Source organism: Bradyrhizobium sp. USDA 4506, from assembly GCF_054058795.1.
The window spans coordinates 1628612-1647802 of the sequence record NZ_JBSSBM010000002.1; the positions used below are offsets into that span (position 1 = coordinate 1628612).

General features: G+C 62.5%; 18 protein-coding genes and 2 pseudogenes. 18 read left to right on the forward strand and 2 right to left on the reverse strand.

Translation table 11 applies throughout. The features are described from left to right. Positions 1 to 97 precede the first annotated feature (97 nt). From ACVIHF_RS09750 to ACVIHF_RS09785, 8 genes are all read left to right on the forward strand, one after another. Complete coding sequence (locus ACVIHF_RS09750) at positions 98 to 1819, forward strand: DUF3300 domain-containing protein (protein WP_456780913.1); 1722 nt, start codon at positions 98 to 100, stop codon at positions 1817 to 1819. After that, positions 1816 to 2748 (forward strand): DUF2950 domain-containing protein, encoded by a 933-nt coding sequence (locus tag ACVIHF_RS09755; protein ID WP_456780912.1) that lies wholly within the window; start codon positions 1816 to 1818, stop codon positions 2746 to 2748. Before ACVIHF_RS09750 ends, ACVIHF_RS09755 begins: the two co-directional genes overlap by 4 nt. 28 nt (positions 2749 to 2776) lie before the next feature. After that, positions 2777 to 3199, forward strand: coding sequence for a hypothetical protein (locus ACVIHF_RS09760; protein WP_456791982.1), 423 nt, complete (start codon positions 2777 to 2779; stop codon positions 3197 to 3199). A gap of 97 nt (positions 3200 to 3296) precedes the next feature. Then, entirely contained in the window at positions 3297 to 3818 is a 522-nt protein-coding gene (locus ACVIHF_RS09765) for a universal stress protein (protein ID WP_456780910.1), read from the forward strand. Positions 3819 to 3871: 53 nt separating this feature from the next. Further along, positions 3872 to 4168, forward strand: coding sequence for an HdeA/HdeB family chaperone (locus tag ACVIHF_RS09770; protein WP_456780909.1), 297 nt, complete (start codon positions 3872 to 3874; stop codon positions 4166 to 4168). Continuing rightward, positions 4165 to 4485: an HdeA/HdeB family chaperone gene (locus tag ACVIHF_RS09775; protein ID WP_456780908.1), complete on the forward strand. Its 321-nt coding sequence runs from the start codon at positions 4165 to 4167 to the stop codon at positions 4483 to 4485. Before ACVIHF_RS09770 ends, ACVIHF_RS09775 begins: the two co-directional genes overlap by 4 nt. A gap of 211 nt (positions 4486 to 4696) precedes the next feature. Next, entirely contained in the window at positions 4697 to 4963 is a 267-nt protein-coding gene (locus ACVIHF_RS09780) for a hypothetical protein (protein ID WP_456780907.1), read from the forward strand. A 215-nt stretch (positions 4964 to 5178) separates the two neighbouring features. Beyond that, positions 5179 to 5916 (forward strand): outer membrane protein, encoded by a 738-nt coding sequence (locus tag ACVIHF_RS09785; RefSeq protein ID WP_229189086.1) that lies wholly within the window; start codon positions 5179 to 5181, stop codon positions 5914 to 5916. 105 nt (positions 5917 to 6021) lie between these two features. On the opposite strand, the gene aspD is transcribed toward ACVIHF_RS09785, so the two are convergent. Then, complete coding sequence (aspD, locus tag ACVIHF_RS09790) at positions 6022 to 7647, reverse strand: aspartate 4-decarboxylase (RefSeq protein WP_456791983.1); 1626 nt, start codon at positions 7645 to 7647, stop codon at positions 6022 to 6024. A gap of 362 nt (positions 7648 to 8009) precedes the next feature. On the opposite strand from aspD, the gene aspT reads away from it, so the two are divergent. The 3 genes and pseudogenes from aspT to ACVIHF_RS09805 all read left to right on the forward strand — a co-directional run bounded on the left by aspT (position 8010) and on the right by ACVIHF_RS09805 (position 11423). Continuing rightward, positions 8010 to 9701: an aspartate-alanine antiporter gene (gene aspT / locus ACVIHF_RS09795; protein WP_456780905.1), complete on the forward strand. Its 1692-nt coding sequence runs from the start codon at positions 8010 to 8012 to the stop codon at positions 9699 to 9701. Between the two features lie 26 nt (positions 9702 to 9727). Continuing rightward, positions 9728 to 10216 (forward strand): annotated as a pseudogene (locus ACVIHF_RS09800) (aspartate-alanine antiporter-like transporter); the annotation flags it as partial. 673 nt (positions 10217 to 10889) lie between these two features. Continuing rightward, on the forward strand, positions 10890 to 11423 hold the full coding sequence (locus tag ACVIHF_RS09805) for an aspartate-alanine antiporter-like transporter (RefSeq protein WP_456791984.1): 534 nt from the start codon (positions 10890 to 10892) through the stop codon (positions 11421 to 11423). Here the strand turns inward: ACVIHF_RS09805 and ACVIHF_RS09810 are convergent. Further along, positions 11398 to 12333 (reverse strand): AraC family transcriptional regulator, encoded by a 936-nt coding sequence (locus ACVIHF_RS09810; RefSeq protein ID WP_456780904.1) that lies wholly within the window; start codon positions 12331 to 12333, stop codon positions 11398 to 11400. The two genes, ACVIHF_RS09805 and ACVIHF_RS09810, sit on opposite strands and share 26 nt — an antisense overlap. Before the next feature lie 185 nt (positions 12334 to 12518). On the opposite strand from ACVIHF_RS09810, the gene ACVIHF_RS09815 reads away from it, so the two are divergent. The 7 genes and pseudogenes from ACVIHF_RS09815 (at position 12519) to ACVIHF_RS09845 (ending at position 19113) form a co-directional block, all read left to right on the forward strand. Further along, positions 12519 to 13694, forward strand: coding sequence for an MFS transporter (locus tag ACVIHF_RS09815; RefSeq protein WP_456781926.1), 1176 nt, complete (start codon positions 12519 to 12521; stop codon positions 13692 to 13694). Between the two features lie 19 nt (positions 13695 to 13713). After that, a complete protein-coding gene (locus tag ACVIHF_RS09820) occupies positions 13714 to 14589 on the forward strand; it encodes a glycine reductase (protein WP_456780903.1) in 876 nt (291 codons plus the stop codon). Further along, positions 14586 to 15896, forward strand: coding sequence for a tetratricopeptide repeat protein (locus tag ACVIHF_RS09825; RefSeq protein WP_456780902.1), 1311 nt, complete (start codon positions 14586 to 14588; stop codon positions 15894 to 15896). The genes ACVIHF_RS09820 and ACVIHF_RS09825 overlap by 4 nt, the downstream gene beginning before the upstream one ends. A gap of 91 nt (positions 15897 to 15987) precedes the next feature. Continuing rightward, positions 15988 to 16668 (forward strand): cupin domain-containing protein, encoded by a 681-nt coding sequence (locus ACVIHF_RS09830; RefSeq protein ID WP_456780901.1) that lies wholly within the window; start codon positions 15988 to 15990, stop codon positions 16666 to 16668. A 352-nt stretch (positions 16669 to 17020) separates the two neighbouring features. Beyond that, a pseudogene (locus ACVIHF_RS09835) lies at positions 17021 to 17221 on the forward strand (acetyl-CoA C-acyltransferase); the annotation flags it as partial. 125 nt (positions 17222 to 17346) lie between these two features. Further along, positions 17347 to 18399, forward strand: coding sequence for an NAD(P)-dependent alcohol dehydrogenase (locus ACVIHF_RS09840; protein ID WP_456791985.1), 1053 nt, complete (start codon positions 17347 to 17349; stop codon positions 18397 to 18399). Between the two features lie 507 nt (positions 18400 to 18906). After that, positions 18907 to 19113, forward strand: coding sequence for a hypothetical protein (locus ACVIHF_RS09845; RefSeq protein WP_225646124.1), 207 nt, complete (start codon positions 18907 to 18909; stop codon positions 19111 to 19113). Positions 19114 to 19191: the final 78 nt, after the last annotated feature.

Consider the following 19191-nt stretch of genomic DNA (forward strand, 5'->3'; position numbering starts at 1 on the left):
CGAAAGCTGAGCCGAAGGACAGTTTCCTTGATCTCGATCAAGGAGGGGAGGGGATCGTGGCCGATGCTGTCGACCGTTGGTGTCGATGGAGGTCGCGATGTTCCGTTGGGGCAAGATTCTGCTCGCGGTTGTGCTGGTGTCGGTGACGTCCGTTGCCGCATTCGCGCAAACGGCTGACAAGCCGCCCGCCCAGACCAGCCCGCCCGCCCAGGCTAGCCAGCCGGCTGCGGCAACCCAGCCGACCGATCAGCTCCTGAAGCCGGAACAGCTGGAAGCCCTGGTGGCGCCGATCGCGCTCTACCCGGACTCACTGCTCGCCAACGTCCTGGCGGCGTCGACCTATCCGCTCGAGGTCGTGCAGGCCGATCGCTGGCTCAAGGAGCGCAAGAGTCTGAAAGGGGATGCGCTGAAGGCCGAGGTCGACAAGCAGGCCTGGGATGACAGCGTGAAGGCGCTCACGAGCACCGCCGACGTGCTCGCGATGATGAGCGACAAGATTGATTGGACGAAGAATCTGGGTGATGCCGTGCTGGCCCAGCAGCCCGACGTCATGGATGCGATTCAGCGGCTGCGCAGCAAGGCGCAGGCCAACAACAAGCTGGTGACGACCAAGCAGCAGAAGGTCAGCGTCCAGACCCAGGAGAACAAGCAGGTCATCGTCATAGAGCAGACCGATCCGAACACCGTCTATGTGCCCTATTACGATCCCGCCACGGTCTACGGCGCGTGGCCGTATGCCGCGTACCCGCCGTACTATTTCGGCTATCCGTCCTATATCGGCGCCGGTGTTGTCGCGGCAGGTCTTGCTTTCGGCGCCGGCTGGGCGATCGGGCGCTGGGGCAATTATTGGGGTGGCGGCTTCAACTGGGGCAATCGCAACGTCTATGTCAATCATCGGACCACCAACATCGCAAATGGCTGGCAGCACAATCCGGCGCATCGCCAGGGCGTCCGCTACAACAACAGCAACGTCCAGCAGCGCTTCGGCGGCAACGCCAATCGGGCCGGTGCCAGCGATCGGATGAACTTTCGCGGCCGTGACGGTCAGCAGGTTCTCAATCCGGGCGATCGCCAGGGTGCAGATCGCGCAGGTGACCGGGCAGGAGACCGCGGCGGCGACCGTGCGGGTGATCGCGCCGGAGATCGTGCGGGCGATCGCGCTGGAGATCGTGGAGGCGACCGCGGCGGAGATCGTGCGAAGGGTGGTGACCGTGCAGGTGCAGGCGATCGCGCCAAGGGCGGCGACCGCGCGGGTGCCGGCAACAAGGGCGGTGGCGATCGCGCAAAGGCCGCCAACCGCGGCAATGCCGGTAACCGCGCAGCTGCGGCGAATCGCGGCGGTGGCAGTCGTGGCGGCGCCATGAACGTATCGTCCGGACGGGCAGCGGCGGCGGCATCGGCGCGCGGGCGATCGAGTATGGCCAGCATGCCGCGCGGCGGCGGCGCAAGTTTTACCGGCCGTGGTGGCGGTGGCTTCAGCGGCGGCGGAGGTGGCTTCCGCGGCGGTGGCGGAGGCGGTGGTTTTCGCGGCGGCGGCGGTGGACGGCGCTCCGACATCGCGCTCAAGCACGACATCGAGCTGCTTGGGCATCTCGCCAACGGCCTCGGCTACTACCGCTTCAGCTATCTCGGTAGCAGCAAGGCCTATGTCGGCGTGATGGCGCAGGAGGTCGAGCAGGTCATGCCGGCGGCGGTGACGCGCGGCGCCGACGGCTATCTCAGGGTCTATTACGACAAGCTCGGACTCAAGTTCCGCAGCTACAACGATTGGCTTGCCGCCGGCGCGAAGATTCCATCCCCGTCGGAGGCATCACGATGACAGGCCCCTCGTACTCGCGACTGGATCATATTGCCTCCATCGGCGTGGCCACGGCAACAGCACTCGCCTTGCTGCTGACTCCGGCGCGCGCGCAGCAAGGCTTCCCCAATCCGGAAGACGCGGCGTCCGCCTTGGCAACCGCGGTCAAGACCGGCACCAGTCGGGCGATGCTGAAGGTGCTGGGCCGCGATGCCGCCGATATCATCGAGTCGGGCGACGATGTCGCCGACGCCAATGCGCGAGAGAGCTTTCTTTCTGCCTACGACGCCAAGCATTCGATCAAGGCTGATGGCAACAAGAAAGCCACCTTGATTCTGGGCAGGGACGATTTCCCGTTCCCGATCCCGCTCGTCAACAACAATGACGGCTGGAGTTTCGACGCCGCCGCGGGACGTCGCGAAATCCTCTACCGCAGGATAGGCCGCAACGAGTTGGCCGCGATCCAGACCTCTCTTGCCTATGTCGACGCACAGAACGAATACGCAGAGAAGGATCGCGGCGAGGGTGTGGGCGCCTATGCCCAGCGCATCGTCAGCAGGCCGGGCAAGACGGACGGGTTGTTCTGGCGCGACGACAAGGATCCAAGCCCGCTCGGCGAGCTGGCCGCCCAGGCCGCCGCGGAAGGCTACAAGGTCGGCGAGCAGAGCATGCCGTACCACGGCTACTACTATCGGATCCTGAAGGCACAGGGCTCCGACGCTCCTGGCGGCGCGCTGAACTATGTCGTGAGGGGCAAGATGATCGGTGGATTCGCGCTGGTCGCCTATCCCGCCGAATACGGCAATTCCGGCGTCATGACCTTCCTGGTCAACCACGCAGGCACGGTCTATCAGAAGGATCTCGGCTCACGCACCGATTTCCTCGCCAAGCGCATGATCGTTTTCGATCCGGATCACACCTGGAAGAAAGTGGATCCGACTAATCCCTGAGCGAGGAAGGGCTGCAGTGACGCGACCCATGATCCGTTCCGTCATACTGGCGCTTGTCGCGATGGTCCTCTTGGTCGCGCCATGCTTCGCCCAGGCCGTCGGCCACGTCCAGGTCAAGTTCGTGAAGGCCGCGCTCGTGGTGGGCGGCGGCGGCGGCAGCGGCACGTTGACCTACCGCGGGCGGCACTATCGGTTCATCGCGTCCGGCTTCAGCCTCGGCGTGACTGCCGGTGCGTCGGTGACTTGGCTGGAGGGCACCGCCTCAGGCATCAGGGACGTCAACGATTTCGCCGGCAGTTACGCGCTGGTCGGGGCAGGCGGCGCGTGGGCCGCGGGCGTAGGCGGGGTGAGCCTGCGCAATGAGCACGGCGTCGTTCTCATGCTCAAAGGGCCGAAAGCGGGATTGGAGTTCGCCGCCAATCTGGGCGGACTCACGATTTCGCTGCGCTGAGCTCGGGCTCGATTCGCCCTGCCTCAGATGGGCCGCAGGTGGAAGGTGCCTCCGCCGCGCGACGACCAGCGTCCGGGGTGCGGCGCTGAGCGATGGATTGATCTATCTCAAGGCCGGGTCCGAGGCTCAGGTTCAACCTGCATTCGGCGGGGCGGCGATAGGTCATCCAGGTAACCGGGAGGTGGGAGGCATGTACCGGCACATTCTCACTCCGACAGATGGGTCGGAACTGGCGGAGCAAGGGGTGAAGCAGGGGTTGGCGCTGGCGAAATCTCTCGGAGCCAAAGTATCGGTCATCTTCGTCGTTGAGCCGCTCTCGGAAATAGGAGGGCGGTACCGTGATTTGCTCGCGAGATTTGCCGAGATACGTAAGGAAGAGGCCACGAGCGCGCTGGATCGTGCCGCACACGCGGCCAGGGAGGCCGGCGTTCCCTGCGAGACAAGCCAAGTCGAGAGCGGCCAACCCCATCAAGCCATCATCGCGGCAGCCGCGGATAAGGGCTGCGATCTCATCGTTATGTCATCGCACGGGCGCAGCGGGCTCTCCATGCTGCTCATCGGCAGTGTGACAAACAAGGTGCTGACGCAAGCAAGGACTCCGGTCCTTGTCTGTCAGTGAGGGTGCAGATCGGTGGATAGAAAGTACTGTGCATGGAGCTTGGGAGAAATCGAATGAACAAAATCGCTGTGTGCCTGGCTCTTGCCGGTGCGATGCTGTCGGGCCCGCTGCAAGCGCAGACGAGCGTCGATATGGCGCGGATAACCTGCGCGCAGTACCTCGCCATGTCCCCGGGCGATTCTTCCGTATTTTCTGCCTGGATGAGTGGCTGGTTCAATCAGAAGAAGGGATACGTCTTCGTCGATCTCAACGCGTATGCGCGAAATGTCGCAAGCGTAAAGGCATGGTGCGCGACCAATCCCACTCAGACCGTGATGGCCGGCCTTGAGCGCTCTACGGCCGGCCAGTGATCAAACAGGATTGGAAGATAACAATGAAACCATCGATTCTTGCCGTTGCGACGGTTGCACTGCTCGCCACGAGCGTCGTGGCCAAAGCCCAAGTCGTCGTCGATCTGTCCCTCATTACCTGCAAGCAACTGCTGGAGGCGGACCAGGAAAGACAAATGCTGATCAGCTCCTGGATGTCGGGCTATTTCAGCGCATCGAAGAACCTGACCGTCGTCGATTTTCGCTACGTCGAGCGAAACGGCAAGGTCATCGGCAAGTACTGCAAGTCGCACAAGACAGACACCGTGATGAATGCGATGCAAAAGAACTGGCGCTGACCATCGTCGCTGCGATCGCGCAGGCAGCGGACAGCATCCTTGTCCTTCTCGGGTCGGAGGTGAAGCCGGCGATGCCAACGGTCGGCAGGCTCGTCGCGGTTCACTCGCGCTTCCGATCGAACCGCTTCTCCCTCAACTCGGGCCGCAGCGCCCGTATTTTTACGGTCCGCGCCCTTGACCGAGGTCAAGGCGCGGCCACTGGCAAGATGGTGTGTCGCTAGGGCTGTTCGCTCTCTCCGGTGTCGCGGTGTCGGCCATCTGGTATGTCACTTATGAAATTCGCCGACGTGGTCTGCTGGCTCAAAGGGCGCGCAGTCCTCGCGAGACCAGGACATTTGCCAGCGAATCGGAAGCCAAGGCGTTCGCACGGTCAAAACTGGACGAAGGGCTGGTCGTGTTTGCCGGCACCATCAATCCGCACCTCCCCAGGCAATTGATCCCCTCGCAGAACATCGCCGATTGGCTCGTCGAACAGTGAGTCGGCTCCGGCGCTTCCTCTCCGGCAGCACGAGCTTCGTGCTGCACCGAATGTTGAAAGCACAGCCCAAGCACGGTGTTCGTTTGCCCTTGAGTGTTGCCATTTTGGCACGCGCCTTTTCGTGACTCACATCTAGGCTTCGATCACTGCCCCGATTGGGCGAGCGCAAGGACTGCTGTTCTCGATTTAACGCGAAGAGACCCGGAGATCATTCCATGAAGAGATTTTTGCTTTCTGTCGCCGCGATTATCGGCATGGCCACGCCGGCGTTGTCGGCTGACATGGCCGTCAAGGCGGCGCCTGTGCCGGTCCCTCCGCCGGTCTACAACTGGACCGGCTTCTATATTGGTGCGAATGGCGGCTGGGGTGAGAGCCGCACCTGCTGGGATTTCATCCCTGCCGTCGGTGGTGTCGTGGCCGACGGGTGCAGTTCGCGCTCCGGTGGCGTTTTCGGCGGACAGCTCGGCTATCGCTGGCAGGCCGGCCAGTTCGTCTTCGGCCTGGAAGGACAGGGTGACTGGGCGGACCTGAAGAGCTCGCGCCTCAGCCTGATCGATCCGAGGTTCTCGACGACAACGAAGACCGACGGACTGGGCCTTTTCACTGGCCAACTCGGCTGGGCCTGGGATGCCGCGCTGTTCTACGTGAAGGGCGGTGCAGCGGTCACCAGCAATCGCTATGACATCTTTACCACGGTCGGCGGAATCGGGGTCGCGTCGGCGACATCGACCCGTTGGGGCGGTACCGTCGGCGTGGGCTTCGAGTACGGGTTCACCCCGAACTGGTCCGTCGGGCTCGAATATGACCGTCTGTTCATGGGCGATGCCAACAACACGTTCTCGGTGGTCAATCCCATCGTGGCCGGCGCCGCCAACCGGATCGGACAGGATGTGGATCTGCTGACGATCCGCCTGAACTATCGGTTCGGCGGGCCGGTCGTCGCGAGATACTGATCTCCCTGGATGGATGTAATTTGGGCCCCGGCATTCTTGCCGGGGCCTTTCTTTTAGTTTTGGCGGCTACCGGACCAAATGTCCGAAGTGCGGCAAGCGCCGCTGTCAGCGCTTTGCGGCTGCGCCCTTCGCTGCTTCGTAGGCGTCGCGATAGCCTCTGGCGATGGTCCGAACGCCTCGCCCGATATCGTCATAGACATCGTCGGGCAGGTTCGCGAGCGAGACGCGAAGCGACCATTCGGGCGCATCGAATCCGCCACCGTTCAACAGCACGATCCCGTGGGCTTCAGCCAGCCTGAACGCGAGGTCCAGCGGATGGACGTTCTTCTTCAGGTATTCAACCGCCTCGTCGCCGATGTTCTTTCGGGCCCAGAACTCGAAATCGATCAGGGCGTAGTAGGCATCATAGCTCGGATTCGGGGTCAGCTTGTCGGCAAGCCCGAGGCCGTCGAGCAGCGACCACAGGCGCTTGTTGACGATCTCCATGCAGGCGGCCTGATAGGCCTTCTTTTCGTCCATCATCTCGGCGAGCGAGAACAGGCTCATCATCACCTGCTGCGGCAACGACAGGCCCGCGGTGTGATTGAGCGCCACGTCGCGGCTGTCGGCGACGATGCGGTCGATCAGCTTGAGCTTGCGCGGTTCGAGCGTGAGCGGCCCGTAGCGCTTGTCGAGCGCCTTCACGGCCTCGTCCGGGAGCTTGGCGATCATCTTGTCGAAGATGTTGTCCTCGTGGATGGCGATCGCCCCTAACCGCCATCCCGTGCAGCCGAAATACTTCGAATAGGAGTAGACGCCGATGGTGTTGTGCGGCAGTTCGCCCAGCAGCGAACGGAACCCGTGCACGAAGGTGCCGTAGACGTCGTCGGTGAGGATCATCAGGTCGGGGCGCTTGGTCTTGACCAGATTGGCCAGCTTGGCAATCGTCTCCTTGCTCAACGCCATCCCCGGAGGGTTGGACGGATTGACCACGAAGAAGGCCTTGATCTTCGGATCTTCCAGCTTCTTGATTTCCTCGTCGGTGAACTGGAACTTGTTTTCCTGCGGAGCCCTGATCTGAACGACCTTCAGGTCGTAGTCTTCCAGGTGCGTCATCTCGATGTAGGGCGTGAAAATCGGTGTCGCCAGTGCGATCGTATCGCCGGGCACCAGCAGCCGGTTGGCCTTCAGCGACTTGAAGAGGTAGCACATCGCCGCCGTGCCGCCCTCGACCGCATAGATGTCGAATTTTCCGGCCGGCCGGGGCTCGCCGCAAACCGCCCACATCAGGTATTCGTGCACGATCTTTTCGTTGTGCACCAGCATGCGGTCCGGCACCGGGTAATTGTCGCCGATGATCGAATCGACCAGCTCGTGGACGAAGGCGTCGGGGACGAAGCCGAATTTCTTGACCGCAAAGGGCAGCATCTCGGTCAGGAAGCTCGCACCCGGCATGTCCTTGTGCTGCTTGAGCCAGGCTTCGAACCGGCCGGCGATGCCGCTTGCCTGGGGCATGCCGCCGATGCCCGCCGGGTGCTCCATCACCCGCTTGCTCTCGGTGATGGCGAATTGTCCCAGCAGGAAGAAGCCTTCGCGCGGCGTCGTGGCCACCCAGTTCGGATTGCCCCGCCCGGCGTTCAGGAAGGGCATCTGGCTCCGCTTCGAATTGCTCTTGGCGAGGTTGATCAGCTCGTCCTTGATCTCGAAGGGGCTCAACGCCTCGAATTTCTTCAGGGTCAGAAGATCGGCCATTTGACACTCCCGGGGCGATGCATGCTGTTGGAATGGAGGCGACAGGCTCCGTTGCCTGCGCAATCGCGCGCAGCATGATCGGCGACCGGTTACGAGCCTTGATCTATGTCAACGGTCACGCGCAGGCGATACGATGCTGCGACGGATAGTCGCTCACGATGCGAGTGCGCGGCACATGTGTGGTGTCGGCAAGATCATGAAATCGCGAGGCTCTCGCAGCTGCGGTTGACATAGATCAACATCCTGCTCGCCAACCGCCGTCTGATGTCGACCGATACGGTTGCTCGCCCTTTTCGGCACCCGTGCACGAGATCGAAGCGGGCGCACGCCGAAGCCCCGGGACAGCATGAACGGGTGACATCATGATCGATTGGCTCTTCCAGACGCTCCGCACCTATCCCGAAATTGCGATCTTCCTCTCGCTGGCCCTGGGCTACTATTTCGGTTCCTTCACCTATAAGGGGCTTGGACTGGGCGCGGTCACCGCGACACTGGTCGCCGCTGTCATCATCGGCCAGATCGGGATCACTATATCAGGGCCGCTGAAGCCGTTCTTCTTTCTGATGTTCCTGTTTGCAATCGGTTACGGTGTCGGACCGCAATTCGTGCGCGGTATCGCGCAGGACGGCGTCCCGCAGGCGATTTTCGCGGCCGTGGTCTGCGTCTTCTGTCTGCTGTCCGCCTATCTCGGCGCCAAGGTCGCCGGTTACGACGTCGGATCGGCGATCGGGCTCTATGCCGGCTCGCAGACGATCTCCGCGTCGATGGGACTCGCGACCGACGCCATCAATCGCCTTGGTCTGCCCGCGGACGAAGCCAAGAAGCTGCTCGATGCCATGCCGGTCGCCTATGCCGTGACCTATATCTTCGGCACGGTTGGGTCGGCGATCGTGCTGGCGCTGCTCGGACCGGCGCTGCTCGGGATCGATCTCGAAGCCGCGTGCAAGAAATACGAGGAGGAGCATGGCGGCAAGAAGGAGCTGGGCGGCCCAGGGACGGCCTGGCACCAGTTCGATGTGCGCGCCTATCGCGTTCATGAGCGCGGACCCGTCGCCGGCAAGACCGTCGGGCAGGCCGAGGCGCTGCTTCCCGATCATCGCATCTTCGTCCTCCGGCTCCGGCAAGCCGGCAAGATCGTGGATGCAACCTCCGACACCGTGATACATGCCGGCGATGTCGTCGCCGTCGCCGGGCGCCGCGATGTGCTGGTGCAGCTGATCGGCGAGCAGGCCGAGGAAGTCGACGATCGCGAGCTGCTGGCGGTGCCGATCGAAGGTGTCGATGTCTACGTGACCAGCAAGGACGTCGACGGCAAGACGCTGGAGCAACTGGCCAAGGAACCGGGCGCTCGCGGCGTATTCCTGCGCAAGATCGCCCGGGGGGCGATCGCGACCGAGATTCCGATCCTGCCGAACACCAAGATCAATCGGGGCGACATCCTCACCCTGGTCGGCCGCACGTCCGATGTCGCTGCCACCACAAAGATGCTGGGCCGGCCGGACCGCGCAACCGATGTTGCCGACGTCGCCTTCATCGGGGCTGCGATCGCGATCGGCGCCCTGGTCGGCGCCTTCGTCTACAAGATCGGAAGCGTGCCGCTGACGTTGTCCACCTCCGGCGGCGCGCTGATCTCCGGCCTGTTCTTCGGCTGGCTCCGGTCCGTGCACCCAACCTTCGGCCGCATCCCGTCACCCACCGTGTGGTTCATGAACTCGGTCGGCCTGAACGTCTTCATTGCCGTGGTCGGAATCTCCTCGGGCCCGGGATTTGTCGCCGGCCTGCAAAAGCTCGGCTTCAGCCTGTTCCTTTGGGGCGTCGTCGTGACCACCGTGCCGCTGATCCTGGCGATGTTCGTCGGCAAATACGTGTTCCGCTTCCACGACGCGATCCTGCTCGGATGCTGCTCCGGCGCGCGCACCACGACCGCTTCGCTGGGCATGATCAACGACCGCGCGAAGAGCCAGATTCCCGGTCTTGGCTACACCGTCACCTATGCGGTCGGAAACACGCTGCTGACGATCTGGGGCATGGTGCTGGTGATGATGATGACATAGCCGCGGCGCGGGACCGTGTTGAGACGATGTTGACCTGGCTGGCGCAATTTCTCGTTCGGTATCCGGAGCTCGCGCTGTTCCTGGTGATCGCCGCGGGCTACTGGATCGGAAGCTTCAAGATCGGCGCTTTCAGCCTCGGCCCGGTGACGGGCGCGCTGTTCGCAGGACTCGCGGTCGGCGATTTCGCGCATGTGCCCGTCTCCAGCATGACCAAATCGTTCCTGTTCCTGCTGTTCCTGTTCGGGGTGGGCTATTCGGTCGGTCCGCAATTCATGCTGGCGATGAAGCGCGACGGGCTGAAGCCGATGTTGATGGCCGTTGTCGTCAGCCTCACCGGGCTTGCGGCAGCGATCGTCGCGGCACGCGTGCTGCGGCTCGACGCCGGCTTTGCAGCCGGGCTCATGTCGGGCGCGCTCACCCAAAGCGCGGCGATGGGTACGGCAACCGATGCAGTCAATGGGCTCGCCGTGACCGAAGCACAGCGCGCGTTGTTGGTCTCGCACATCGCGGTGGCCGACGCGGTCTGCTACATCTTCGGCTATGCCGGCGTGATCACATTCTGCACCCTGATCGTTCCGGCGCTGCTGAAGATCGATCTGAAGGCGGAGGCGCTCAAGCTGGAGCAGACCTTGGGCATCACGCGCGCCAAGCCCGGCCTGGCGTCTGCCTGGCGCAAATTCGAATTGCGTGCCTACCGGCTGGATGCTCAGGCGGCGATCGCCGGATTGTCGGTGGCCGCCGCCGAAGCTCGTGTGCCCGGGCAACGCGTGTTCATCCACCGCATTCGTCGCGGCGAGCGCATCTTGGAGACAGAGCCTGGAGCGGTGCTCGCGGCCGGCGATATCATCGCGCTGTCGGCGCCGCGCCAGACCATCGTCGAACTGATCGGACCGCGCGGCGAGGAGGTGGAGGACCGCGAGCTGCTCGACATCCCCGTGATTTCGGCGGACGTGTTCCTGATCAACCGGGAGCTCGCAGGCAGCAGTCTGCAGCAGGCGTCGGAACAGAGCTGGGCACGCGGCCTCTACTTGCGTTCGTTGAGCCGCGGCGATGAAGCTCTCCCCATCGCGGCCGGCGTTGTCCTGCAGCGCGGCGATATGCTTCGCGTCGTCGGTCCTGAATCGGTGGTGCAGAATGCAGCCAAGAGCATCGGCGTCATGGTTGCGCCCCAGCACCAGCATCGATTTCGTGGTGCTGGGGCTCGCGATCTTCTTCGGCGGCCTCGTTGGCGTGCTCCTGAGCTTTTCGATTGGTGGCGTCACGATCTCGCTGAGCACCAGCGTCGGTACGCTGCTCGCTGGACTTCTTGTCGGCTATCTCCGCACACGTCTGCCGTATTTCGGCCGGATCCCCGATGGCGCCATCAGCCTGATGACGTCGCTCGGACTGGCTGCGTTCGTCGGCCTGACCGGGATCCATGCCGGTCCGGTCTTCCTCTCCGCCATACGGGAGTCGGGCGTCGGCCTGCTGCTGGGTGGCATGTTTGTAACCCTGCTGCCGCAGATCGTCGGCTTCTGTTTCGGCCATTTCGTGCTGCGCATGAACCCCATCCTCATGCTCGGCGCTTTGACCGGCGCACAGACGGTCACGGCCGCGATGGCCGCCATTCAGGAGCGCTCGGGCAGCTCCGTGGTGGTGCTCGGCTACACGCCCGCCTATCCGATCTCCAATATTCTGCTGACGACCTGGGGATCGATCATGGTCGTCGTTTTCGCTGGATGACGGGGCAGGGACGGCTCGCGCTTAGCTCACCATTGAGAGCCGCCCGGCGGGGCGAATCTTGAGATCCGGATCGACGCCTTGATGGAGTCCCTCTGCTGGCAGCATGGCCCAGACTGCGCCGATGTTGCAGGGGACTAACGCGCATTTCAGAGCGAAACATGAATGTGAATGCGGAGGCCGATGAGTAACCCAGACGCAACGCGATCTCCGTGATCGGCAGGTCGCTGCCCAACAATTCGATAGCCTTGAGCAGGCGGAGACGTTGACGCCATGCGCGCAAGCTCATGCCGACTTCGCGCTCGAAGTGTCGCGTCAAGGTTCGTGGCGACATGCCGATCTCACGCCCCCATCTCTCGGCGTGGCGCGGATTCGCAGGATCGGCGTAGAGGGTTTCACAGAGGGCCAGCAGGCCCGGGTGGGTGGGCCAAGGTAACGCTGCCGAGATCGGCGTCGCCCGCCGCAACTGATCGAGGATGAGCGCGATAACGCGAGCGGCGTAGCGACGATCCTCACCTTTCAGCGACGCGGCTTCCACGATGAGCGTCCGCAGGAGCGGGGACACATGGATGACCGTCGTGCCGGACGTCATGCCTTGGCCGGCCGCATTGGCGACCCAGAGGCTCCGGAATTCCGCTCCCATCAGGGAGCCGACCGAATGCTTCGTACCGGCCGGCAGCCAGACGGCCTGTTCCGGAGAAATGACGACGCGCCGTCCATCAGCCTTCACGGTGAGCGCGCCTGAGATCGCGTAGACCAGCTGATTCCAGCTGTGACTGTGTTCGGCGAAGTAGCTCCTCGCAGGAAGAGACTGCACCCGAACGATCAGAGGCTTCGGTGATCCGAGGCCGTGCGGGGCATCGACCGTCTTCCAGCCGGCGTTCCCTGGCGAAATGTGACGTTTCATCGACATAAATTGGCAATCTGTAGAAGGAAAAGTCCAGCGATTTCTCCTTAACTCCGCCGCGGGTAATCCACGGCCCGGTGGACCGGCCACCGGTCCTATCGGCCACGTCCGGTCGACGGACATCTAACGGCGGAGCAAGCCGCAGCGTGAACTTCAATTTTTCCGTTCCCAGCCATGAGGCGCCGACCGCCATTCGCCGCGAGCGCAACAATGTCGCAAGGCTTGCCGTCGCCCAGGCCCTCGCAGGCGCCAATTCCACGGTCGTCTACGCAACCGGGGCCGTGGTCGGCGACATGCTGGCGCCCACCAAGGCACTTGCGACGCTGCCGGTCTCGGTTTTTGTCGTCGGCATGGCTCTGTGCACGCTGCCGGCGGGCGTTGTCGCGCAGCGCTACGGCCGGCGCATGACATTCCTGCTTGGTGCAGGCAGCGGCGTCCTCGCAGGCTTGATTGCGCTCCTGGCGGTACTCAACGCGTCATTCCCGCTATTCTGCGCCGGGACCTTCTTTGGCGGCGTCTACGCGGCCGTGGTACTCTCTTTCCGCTTTGCGGCGGCCGATTGCGCAGCACCTGAACGGCGTCCGCGCGCGCTCTCGGCCGTGATGGCTGGCGGTGTGTTCGCCGGTGTGATCGGTCCACAGCTTGTGACGCACACCATGAATCTGTGGGCGCCGTACCTCTTTGCCGCAACGTTTGTCGGCCAGGCGGTGGTTGCAGCGCTCTCCGCGGTTATTCTGGCGGGCGTTGAGCTTCCTCCGTTGACTGCAACGCATCTCAACGCCGGAAGGCCGCTCGCTGTCATTGCCCGGCAGCCGCGCTTTATCCTGGCCGTGATCTGCGGGGTCGTCTCCTACCTGCTCATGAATTTCCTCATGACCGCAGCCCCGCTGGCGATGAAGCTCTGCGGGCTGCCTCAGGAATCGGCCAATCTCGGTCTGCAGTGGCACGTCATTGCGATGTACGCCCCGAGTTTCTGGACCGGCCGCTTGATCACGCGCTTCGGCGCATCCGCGATCGTCGCGGTCGGGCTGGTATTGATTGCGGCCTCTTCGTCGGTGGGCCTGCTCGGGATCGATGTCGTGCATTTCTGGGCGACGCTGAGCCTGCTCGGGATCGGCTGGAACTTCGGCTTCATCGGCGCCTCCGCGATGGTTCTGGAGTGCCATCGTCCCGAGGAAAAGGCGCGCGTTCAGTCGCTCAATGACTTCGTGGTCTTCGGCACGATGACCGTCGGCTCCTTCCTGTCGGGCGGGCTGCTGTCGTCCTTCGGCTGGTCGACCGTCCTGATGCTGTCGTTCGCACCACTCGTCGCCGCATTGCTGGCACTCATCGGCTTTTCATACCGGCCCACCGCACGACCAAGCTAGCGTCTCGAGGAGAATCCAAATGAGCGTAGCGGAAACCCCGGTTCAATATATGGAGCGAACGCGCCAATATTACCGTGCCCTTGGTTACGACAACGACTATGTCTGGGCGAGGTTTGATGATGTCCCTTTCATCAAACCTGCCAAACTGTCATCGGATCTGCGTATCGCACTGATTACCACGGCCAGTCCGCCGGATTTTGACGGCGTCAAACGGGTGTGGTCGGGTGAGGTTTCGCCGCCGCCCGGGAAGCTGTTTACCGACAACGTTGCGTGGGACAAGGAGTCGACCCACACCAATGATCCGGGCAGCTTCCTGCCGGTAGAAGCCGCTTTTGGATTGGTCGGCGAGGGCGCCCTTGTCGGACTGACCCGGCACTTTCACGGCGTGCCGACAGAATACAGCCAACGGAAAACGAACGCGGAGGATGCACCTGAAATCCTGGCACGGGTTCGAAAAGACGGGGCTGATGCTGCGATCCTTTGCCCCCTTTGCCCCGTGTGTCATCAGACCGTAAGCTTGGTGGCCCGGCATCTGGAAGCGAACGGCATTCCGACGGTCATTGTCGGCTCGGCGCAGGATGTCGTGGAGCACTGCGGCGTGCCACGGTTCTATTTCACGGATTTCCCGCTGGGCAATCCTTGCGGGCATCCCTGGCGACCGGACATGCAGCGCGAAATCATGCGCCAGGCGCTCGCCCTTTTTGACACGGCGACGGCGCCGCGAACGACTGTGAAAGCGCCATTTGCGTGGAAGGAGGAGGGTTCCCTTTGGCGGCCCCGGTATGGAAGAGTAAATCCAGAGGATCGCGAGCGGCTGCTCAAGCTGGGTGACGAGCGCCGCCGGCGGCAAGCCAAGGCCAAGCAGGTTTCCATGGAGGGAGTGTCATCAAAATGACCGAGAGTTCGATGGGAAATCGGGTGGGCGTTCTTGAAGACCGGTACGGCAACCCCTTGAGCACAAGCTCTGCCGCCGCCCGCGACGCATATGTCGCCGGCGTCGACAAGCTGCTCTCGGCTGGGTCGGGGATTGACCAGGCATTCCGCGACGCGATCGCCGCCGACGAAGGTTTTGCTCTGGCGCACATTGCGCTTGCGCGAACCCTGCAACTGCTCGGTCGCGGCAACGAAGTCAAAGCGCCGCTCGAACGCGCGATCGCGCTAGCGCCTGCTACGACTTCGCGCGAGCAAGGTCATATTGCGATCTTTGCCAAGATCCTGAGTGGTCAAGGCGCTGCGGCGGTTTCGGCGATCGCCGAACATATCAAGCACTGGCCGCGCGATGCCATGGTGCTGGCACCGGCCACCGGTGTCTTCGGCTTGATCGGCTTCTCGGGCAAGTCCGGCCGCGAGGTTGAGCAACTGGCGATGCTGGAGCCGCTTGCAACCCATTACGGCGATGACTGGTGGTTTCGAACCGTGCTCGCGTTTGCCGAAATCGAGCTGCACAGGCTCGACAGTGGTTTCAGGAATATCGAGACCGCCCTTCGTGGTTGTCCCCGCAACGCTCACGCTGCGCATATCAAGGCCCATCTGTTCTATGAGAAGGGACAGCGCGAGGAGGGGCTGGCTTATCTCGAGCAATGGAACGCCGCTTACCCACGCGAGGCGCAACTGCATTGCCACATCAGTTGGCATCTTGCCCTGTGGTCGCTGGAGACCGGCAGGCGGGATCAAGCCTGGAAGATCTATCGTGAGGCGCTGCATCCGGGCGGCTCGTGGGGGCCGCAAATCAATGTCCTCACCGATTGCGCCTCGTTCCTTGCACGCGCCGAGATGGCGGGCGAGCCGCGGTATCCGGAACTGTGGAGCGAGATCAGCCAGTATGCGGCGAAGTGGTTTCCCAACTCGGGGATCATCTTTGCCGACATGCACAGCGCGCTCGCCTTTGCAATGGCCGGCGATGCGGAGGCCTTGGCGAGGATCATCGAGAACCCGAAGGGACCCGCCGCGGACATGGTGGTGCCCATCGCGCGCGGCTTCGATGGTTTGGCCAAGGGCGACTGGACACGGGTCGTCGATGAGCTAACGCCCGTCCTGGCAACCCATGAAAGGGTTGGAGGCAGCCGCGCGCAGCGCGACCTGCTGGAATATTCCGTCACTTGCGCCTTGCTGCGCAGTGGTCGCGCCGACGAGGCGCGGCGGCTGATCGCGTCACGACGACCGCAGAATGCGGCGAGTGGCGTTCCGCTCGCGGGCATCTGAACGTGTCCTGGTTTAGGGACCTGCACTGGCCAAGAGATCCGAAATCGCGAAGTGGTGGGTTTCGGATGGCGCCGCCTGAGGGAGAGTAATGATGCGCATCAACGATGATCTGTCGAAGCCTGTTATCGTTCACGCCTCGAAGCTGGACTGGGTGGCCAGTCCGTCGGCCGGCGTGGATCGGCGCATGCTGTTCCGCATTGGCGGCGAAGTCGCGCACGCCACCTCGATCGTGCGTTACGCTCCCGGCAGCGCTTTCCCGCGTCATACGCATGGCGGTGGAGAAGAGATTGTCGTCCTTGAAGGTACCTTTCAGGATGAGCATGGCGACTATCCCGCGGGCAGCTACTTCCGCAACCCTCCGGGGACGTCACATGTTCCCGCCTCGAAGGACGGCTGCACCATCTTCGTGCGGCTCTGGCAGTTCCGGGACGAGGACCGGACCCAGGTCGTGCGTCAGCCAGGTGAGGGCCAACAGGTTGCGCCGCGCCCCGGTGCAAGCAGCGTCAGCATTCTATTTAAGGACGGCGACGAAGAGGTCCGCCTTGAAGACTGGCGACCGGGTGAGACGATCAGCCTTGCGAACGCGCGCGGGCTCGAGTTCTTTGTTCTATCGGGGGGACTAACGATCGGGGGCGAGACGCTGCAGCCGCAGGGCTGGGGTCGGCTACCCGCCGGCGTCGACCTGAAAGCGACGGTGGGCCCGCAGGGCGCGAAAATCTGGATCAAGGAGGCGCCGCTGCTGCATCCGGATGTCTGTCGACTTCCCGGGTAGCCGGTACAGTTCTGACCGCCTCCGTTGAGCTCCCCGCAATGGCGAAGCTACTTTGCATGGGGTTGTTTTCGATATTTTGGTTGGGCCGGGCCTGTTTCGGCCGGGCAGCGCTCCGAAACATCATGTTGCATTGAACCGATGTTGCGGCTAGGCAATTGAGATGACATGGAAATTTTCCGTTGCCCCGATGATGGATTGGAGCGAGAGTTCAAGATTTTCAGTTGGTTAGATGGCCGCGTGTGCACGACGTGTGCACCCGGAGATCAAGAAAAATCTCACGATAGGCAGCGCGAGCATGGGGCGCTACGAATCGCTTCGCACTGTGCAGATTGTCGCGCCGGCCACGGATATTGTTCCCGCAACCCTCAAGGTGCTCGCCAGGGCCGGACTGACTCTCGATGATATCGACCTGTTCGATGTCAACGAGGCGTTCGCCGTCGCCGTGGAGAAGTACATCCGCGACCTGCGGATCGATCGAAACAAGATCAACGTCAAAGGAGGTTCGATCGCGTTGGGTCATCCAATTGGCGTGACGGGCACCATCTTGATCGGGGCAAGTTTCCCGACAGGCACCCCGAGTCCTGCGTCGCGCTGCAATAGCAATTGTGCTGGCACAAAAAATGCTGAGGCGCCTCCGCGACGGCGAGCGCAAGGTTCGCTGGGCAGACGGAGGAGAACATGAGAGCCCAAGTATTGAGAGCGTATGACGAGAAGCTGTCCAACGACCGCTGGGTCATCGAAGAAAACGTACCTGATCCCAAGCTTGCGAAGTCGACCGACGTTATCGTCCGAATCGGCGGCGCGGGCGTATGCAGGACCGATCTCCATATCATCGAAGGCGTCTGGAAGCCGCACATGGATCCGTCCGGCGACAAACTCCTCCCCATCATCATGGGACACGAAAATGCAGGTTGGGTCGAGGAGGTCGGCAAGGAAGTCGAGGGACTGAAAAAGGGAGACCCCGTCATCGTTCATCCGAAGATCACCGGAGGGACGTGTCTCGCCTGTCGTCGCGGCTTCGACATGCATGGCCCCGGCACATTTCCTGGTCTGGATTGCAACGGCGGCTATGCAGAATTCCTCTGCACCTCGGAGCGGAATATCGTGCCGCTGCCACGGACGCTTGCCCCCAAGGAGGTGGCGCCTTACGCGGATGCGGGGCTCACCGCCTATCGCGCCGTCAAGAAGGCGACGCGTCACCTTTTGCCCGGCGAGTCTTGCGTCGTTATCGGTGCAGGTGGATTGGGCCACATCGCAATCCAGTGCCTCAAGGCAATGTGCGCCGCCGATATTATCGTCGTCGACAAGTCCGAAGCGTCGCTGAAGCTAGCCGAAAAGTCAGGTGCCGACCATCTGGTGAAAGCCGACGGCGATGAAGTGGCTGCCGTTCTGGCTCTGACTGGCGGAAACGGCGCAGAGGCGGTGATCGATTTCGTCGGCGAAAAGGGCACGACATCCAGGGGGCTGGCGATGACCCGTTCGATGGGCAGCTACTATGTCGTCGGCTATGGCGAGGACATCCGCATTCCGACCGTCGACATGGTGATCACCGAGAAGAACATCATCGGCAATCTGGTTGGCACATGGGCCGAACTGACGGAGTTGATGGCGCTCGCAGACCGCGGTCTGGTTGAATTGGCGACCGCCGAGTATCGCCTCGCCGATGCAAACAAGGCCTTGCATGATCTCAATGCCGGCAAGATTCATGGACGCGCCGTATTGATTCCGTGAAGTCGAACGTGGTCCACCGCGAGCATTTGCTCGTGGTGGATTTCACAGGCCCGGCCACCTGTCACAGCGAAGGAGCTCTCGTTCGGTTGTGTAGGCCGGAGATGGCTTGAAGGAAGGAGGTTTTTAGGACCGGGCGGAAGCAGCCAGTCGATCAAATCGGCTTCCAGGCATCCAACAGATGCTCATTTTGCATCGCAAAAACACCGACGGAAGTTCGCAGCGAGTCTCAATTTGCATATCGTTGTCGCAATTTGCGTCGCGGTCGCTCTCAAGTCGGGGCGGCGCGGTCATCCAGGATCACCGGCGATCACTTTGTTCAGGAAGCGGTGGTCGGGAGACTCTGGATGATCTGGCACGGCCGTTGCACGAACTATGCGCAGGCACCCATCGCAGCACGCATTGATCGATTCAATAACGCCGGGAGCCGACTGCAAGATGCTTCGCGGTTCCGCGGATGATTTGGGGCGATTGCCAGTGACATCGTTTCTTCGCATTGAGAGGCGTCACATGAGGTTCATTCTGGTGAACGGCATGAGGCTGCGCCCGAGAACCCTCTGCATGCTTTGCTGTGAGCCAATCGGCGCGAGCTATCTCAAGGAATTCAGCACCGGGCTGTCCTTCTGCGGTCATGACTGCTACGCACTCTATTGCGACCGCTGGATCTCCAAGGCGGCGCAGACGAAGCACTCGGCCGTTGCGGACACCTCCCGCTAGCTCGTCCAACCGTGTGGGGGAAGCGTTCGGGCAAGAAAGCCATCCAGGTCGAGATCCCGAAACATCGCGGCATCCAAC

Excerpts from the sequence above, each read along its gene's own strand:
- ACVIHF_RS09750 (WP_456780913.1), top strand. The coding sequence starts at position 98 with ATGTTCCGTTGGGGCAAGATTCTGCTCGCGGTTGTGCTGGTGTCGGTG.
- ACVIHF_RS09755 (WP_456780912.1), top strand. The coding sequence starts at position 1,816 with ATGACAGGCCCCTCGTACTCGCGACTGGATCATATTGCCTCCATCGGC.
- ACVIHF_RS09760 (WP_456791982.1), top strand. The coding sequence starts at position 2,777 with ATGATCCGTTCCGTCATACTGGCGCTTGTCGCGATGGTCCTCTTGGTC.
- ACVIHF_RS09770 (WP_456780909.1), top strand. The coding sequence starts at position 3,872 with ATGAACAAAATCGCTGTGTGCCTGGCTCTTGCCGGTGCGATGCTGTCG.
- ACVIHF_RS09785 (WP_229189086.1), top strand. The coding sequence starts at position 5,179 with ATGAAGAGATTTTTGCTTTCTGTCGCCGCGATTATCGGCATGGCCACG.
- aspD (WP_456791983.1), bottom strand. The coding sequence starts at position 7,647 with ATGGCCGATCTTCTGACCCTGAAGAAATTCGAGGCGTTGAGCCCCTTC.
- aspT (WP_456780905.1), top strand. The coding sequence starts at position 8,010 with ATGATCGATTGGCTCTTCCAGACGCTCCGCACCTATCCCGAAATTGCG.
- ACVIHF_RS09810 (WP_456780904.1), bottom strand. The coding sequence starts at position 12,333 with ATGTCGATGAAACGTCACATTTCGCCAGGGAACGCCGGCTGGAAGACG.
- ACVIHF_RS09820 (WP_456780903.1), top strand. The coding sequence starts at position 13,714 with ATGAGCGTAGCGGAAACCCCGGTTCAATATATGGAGCGAACGCGCCAA.
- ACVIHF_RS09825 (WP_456780902.1), top strand. The coding sequence starts at position 14,586 with ATGACCGAGAGTTCGATGGGAAATCGGGTGGGCGTTCTTGAAGACCGG.
- ACVIHF_RS09830 (WP_456780901.1), top strand. The coding sequence starts at position 15,988 with ATGCGCATCAACGATGATCTGTCGAAGCCTGTTATCGTTCACGCCTCG.
- ACVIHF_RS09840 (WP_456791985.1), top strand. The coding sequence starts at position 17,347 with ATGAGAGCCCAAGTATTGAGAGCGTATGACGAGAAGCTGTCCAACGAC.
- ACVIHF_RS09845 (WP_225646124.1), top strand. The coding sequence starts at position 18,907 with ATGAGGTTCATTCTGGTGAACGGCATGAGGCTGCGCCCGAGAACCCTC.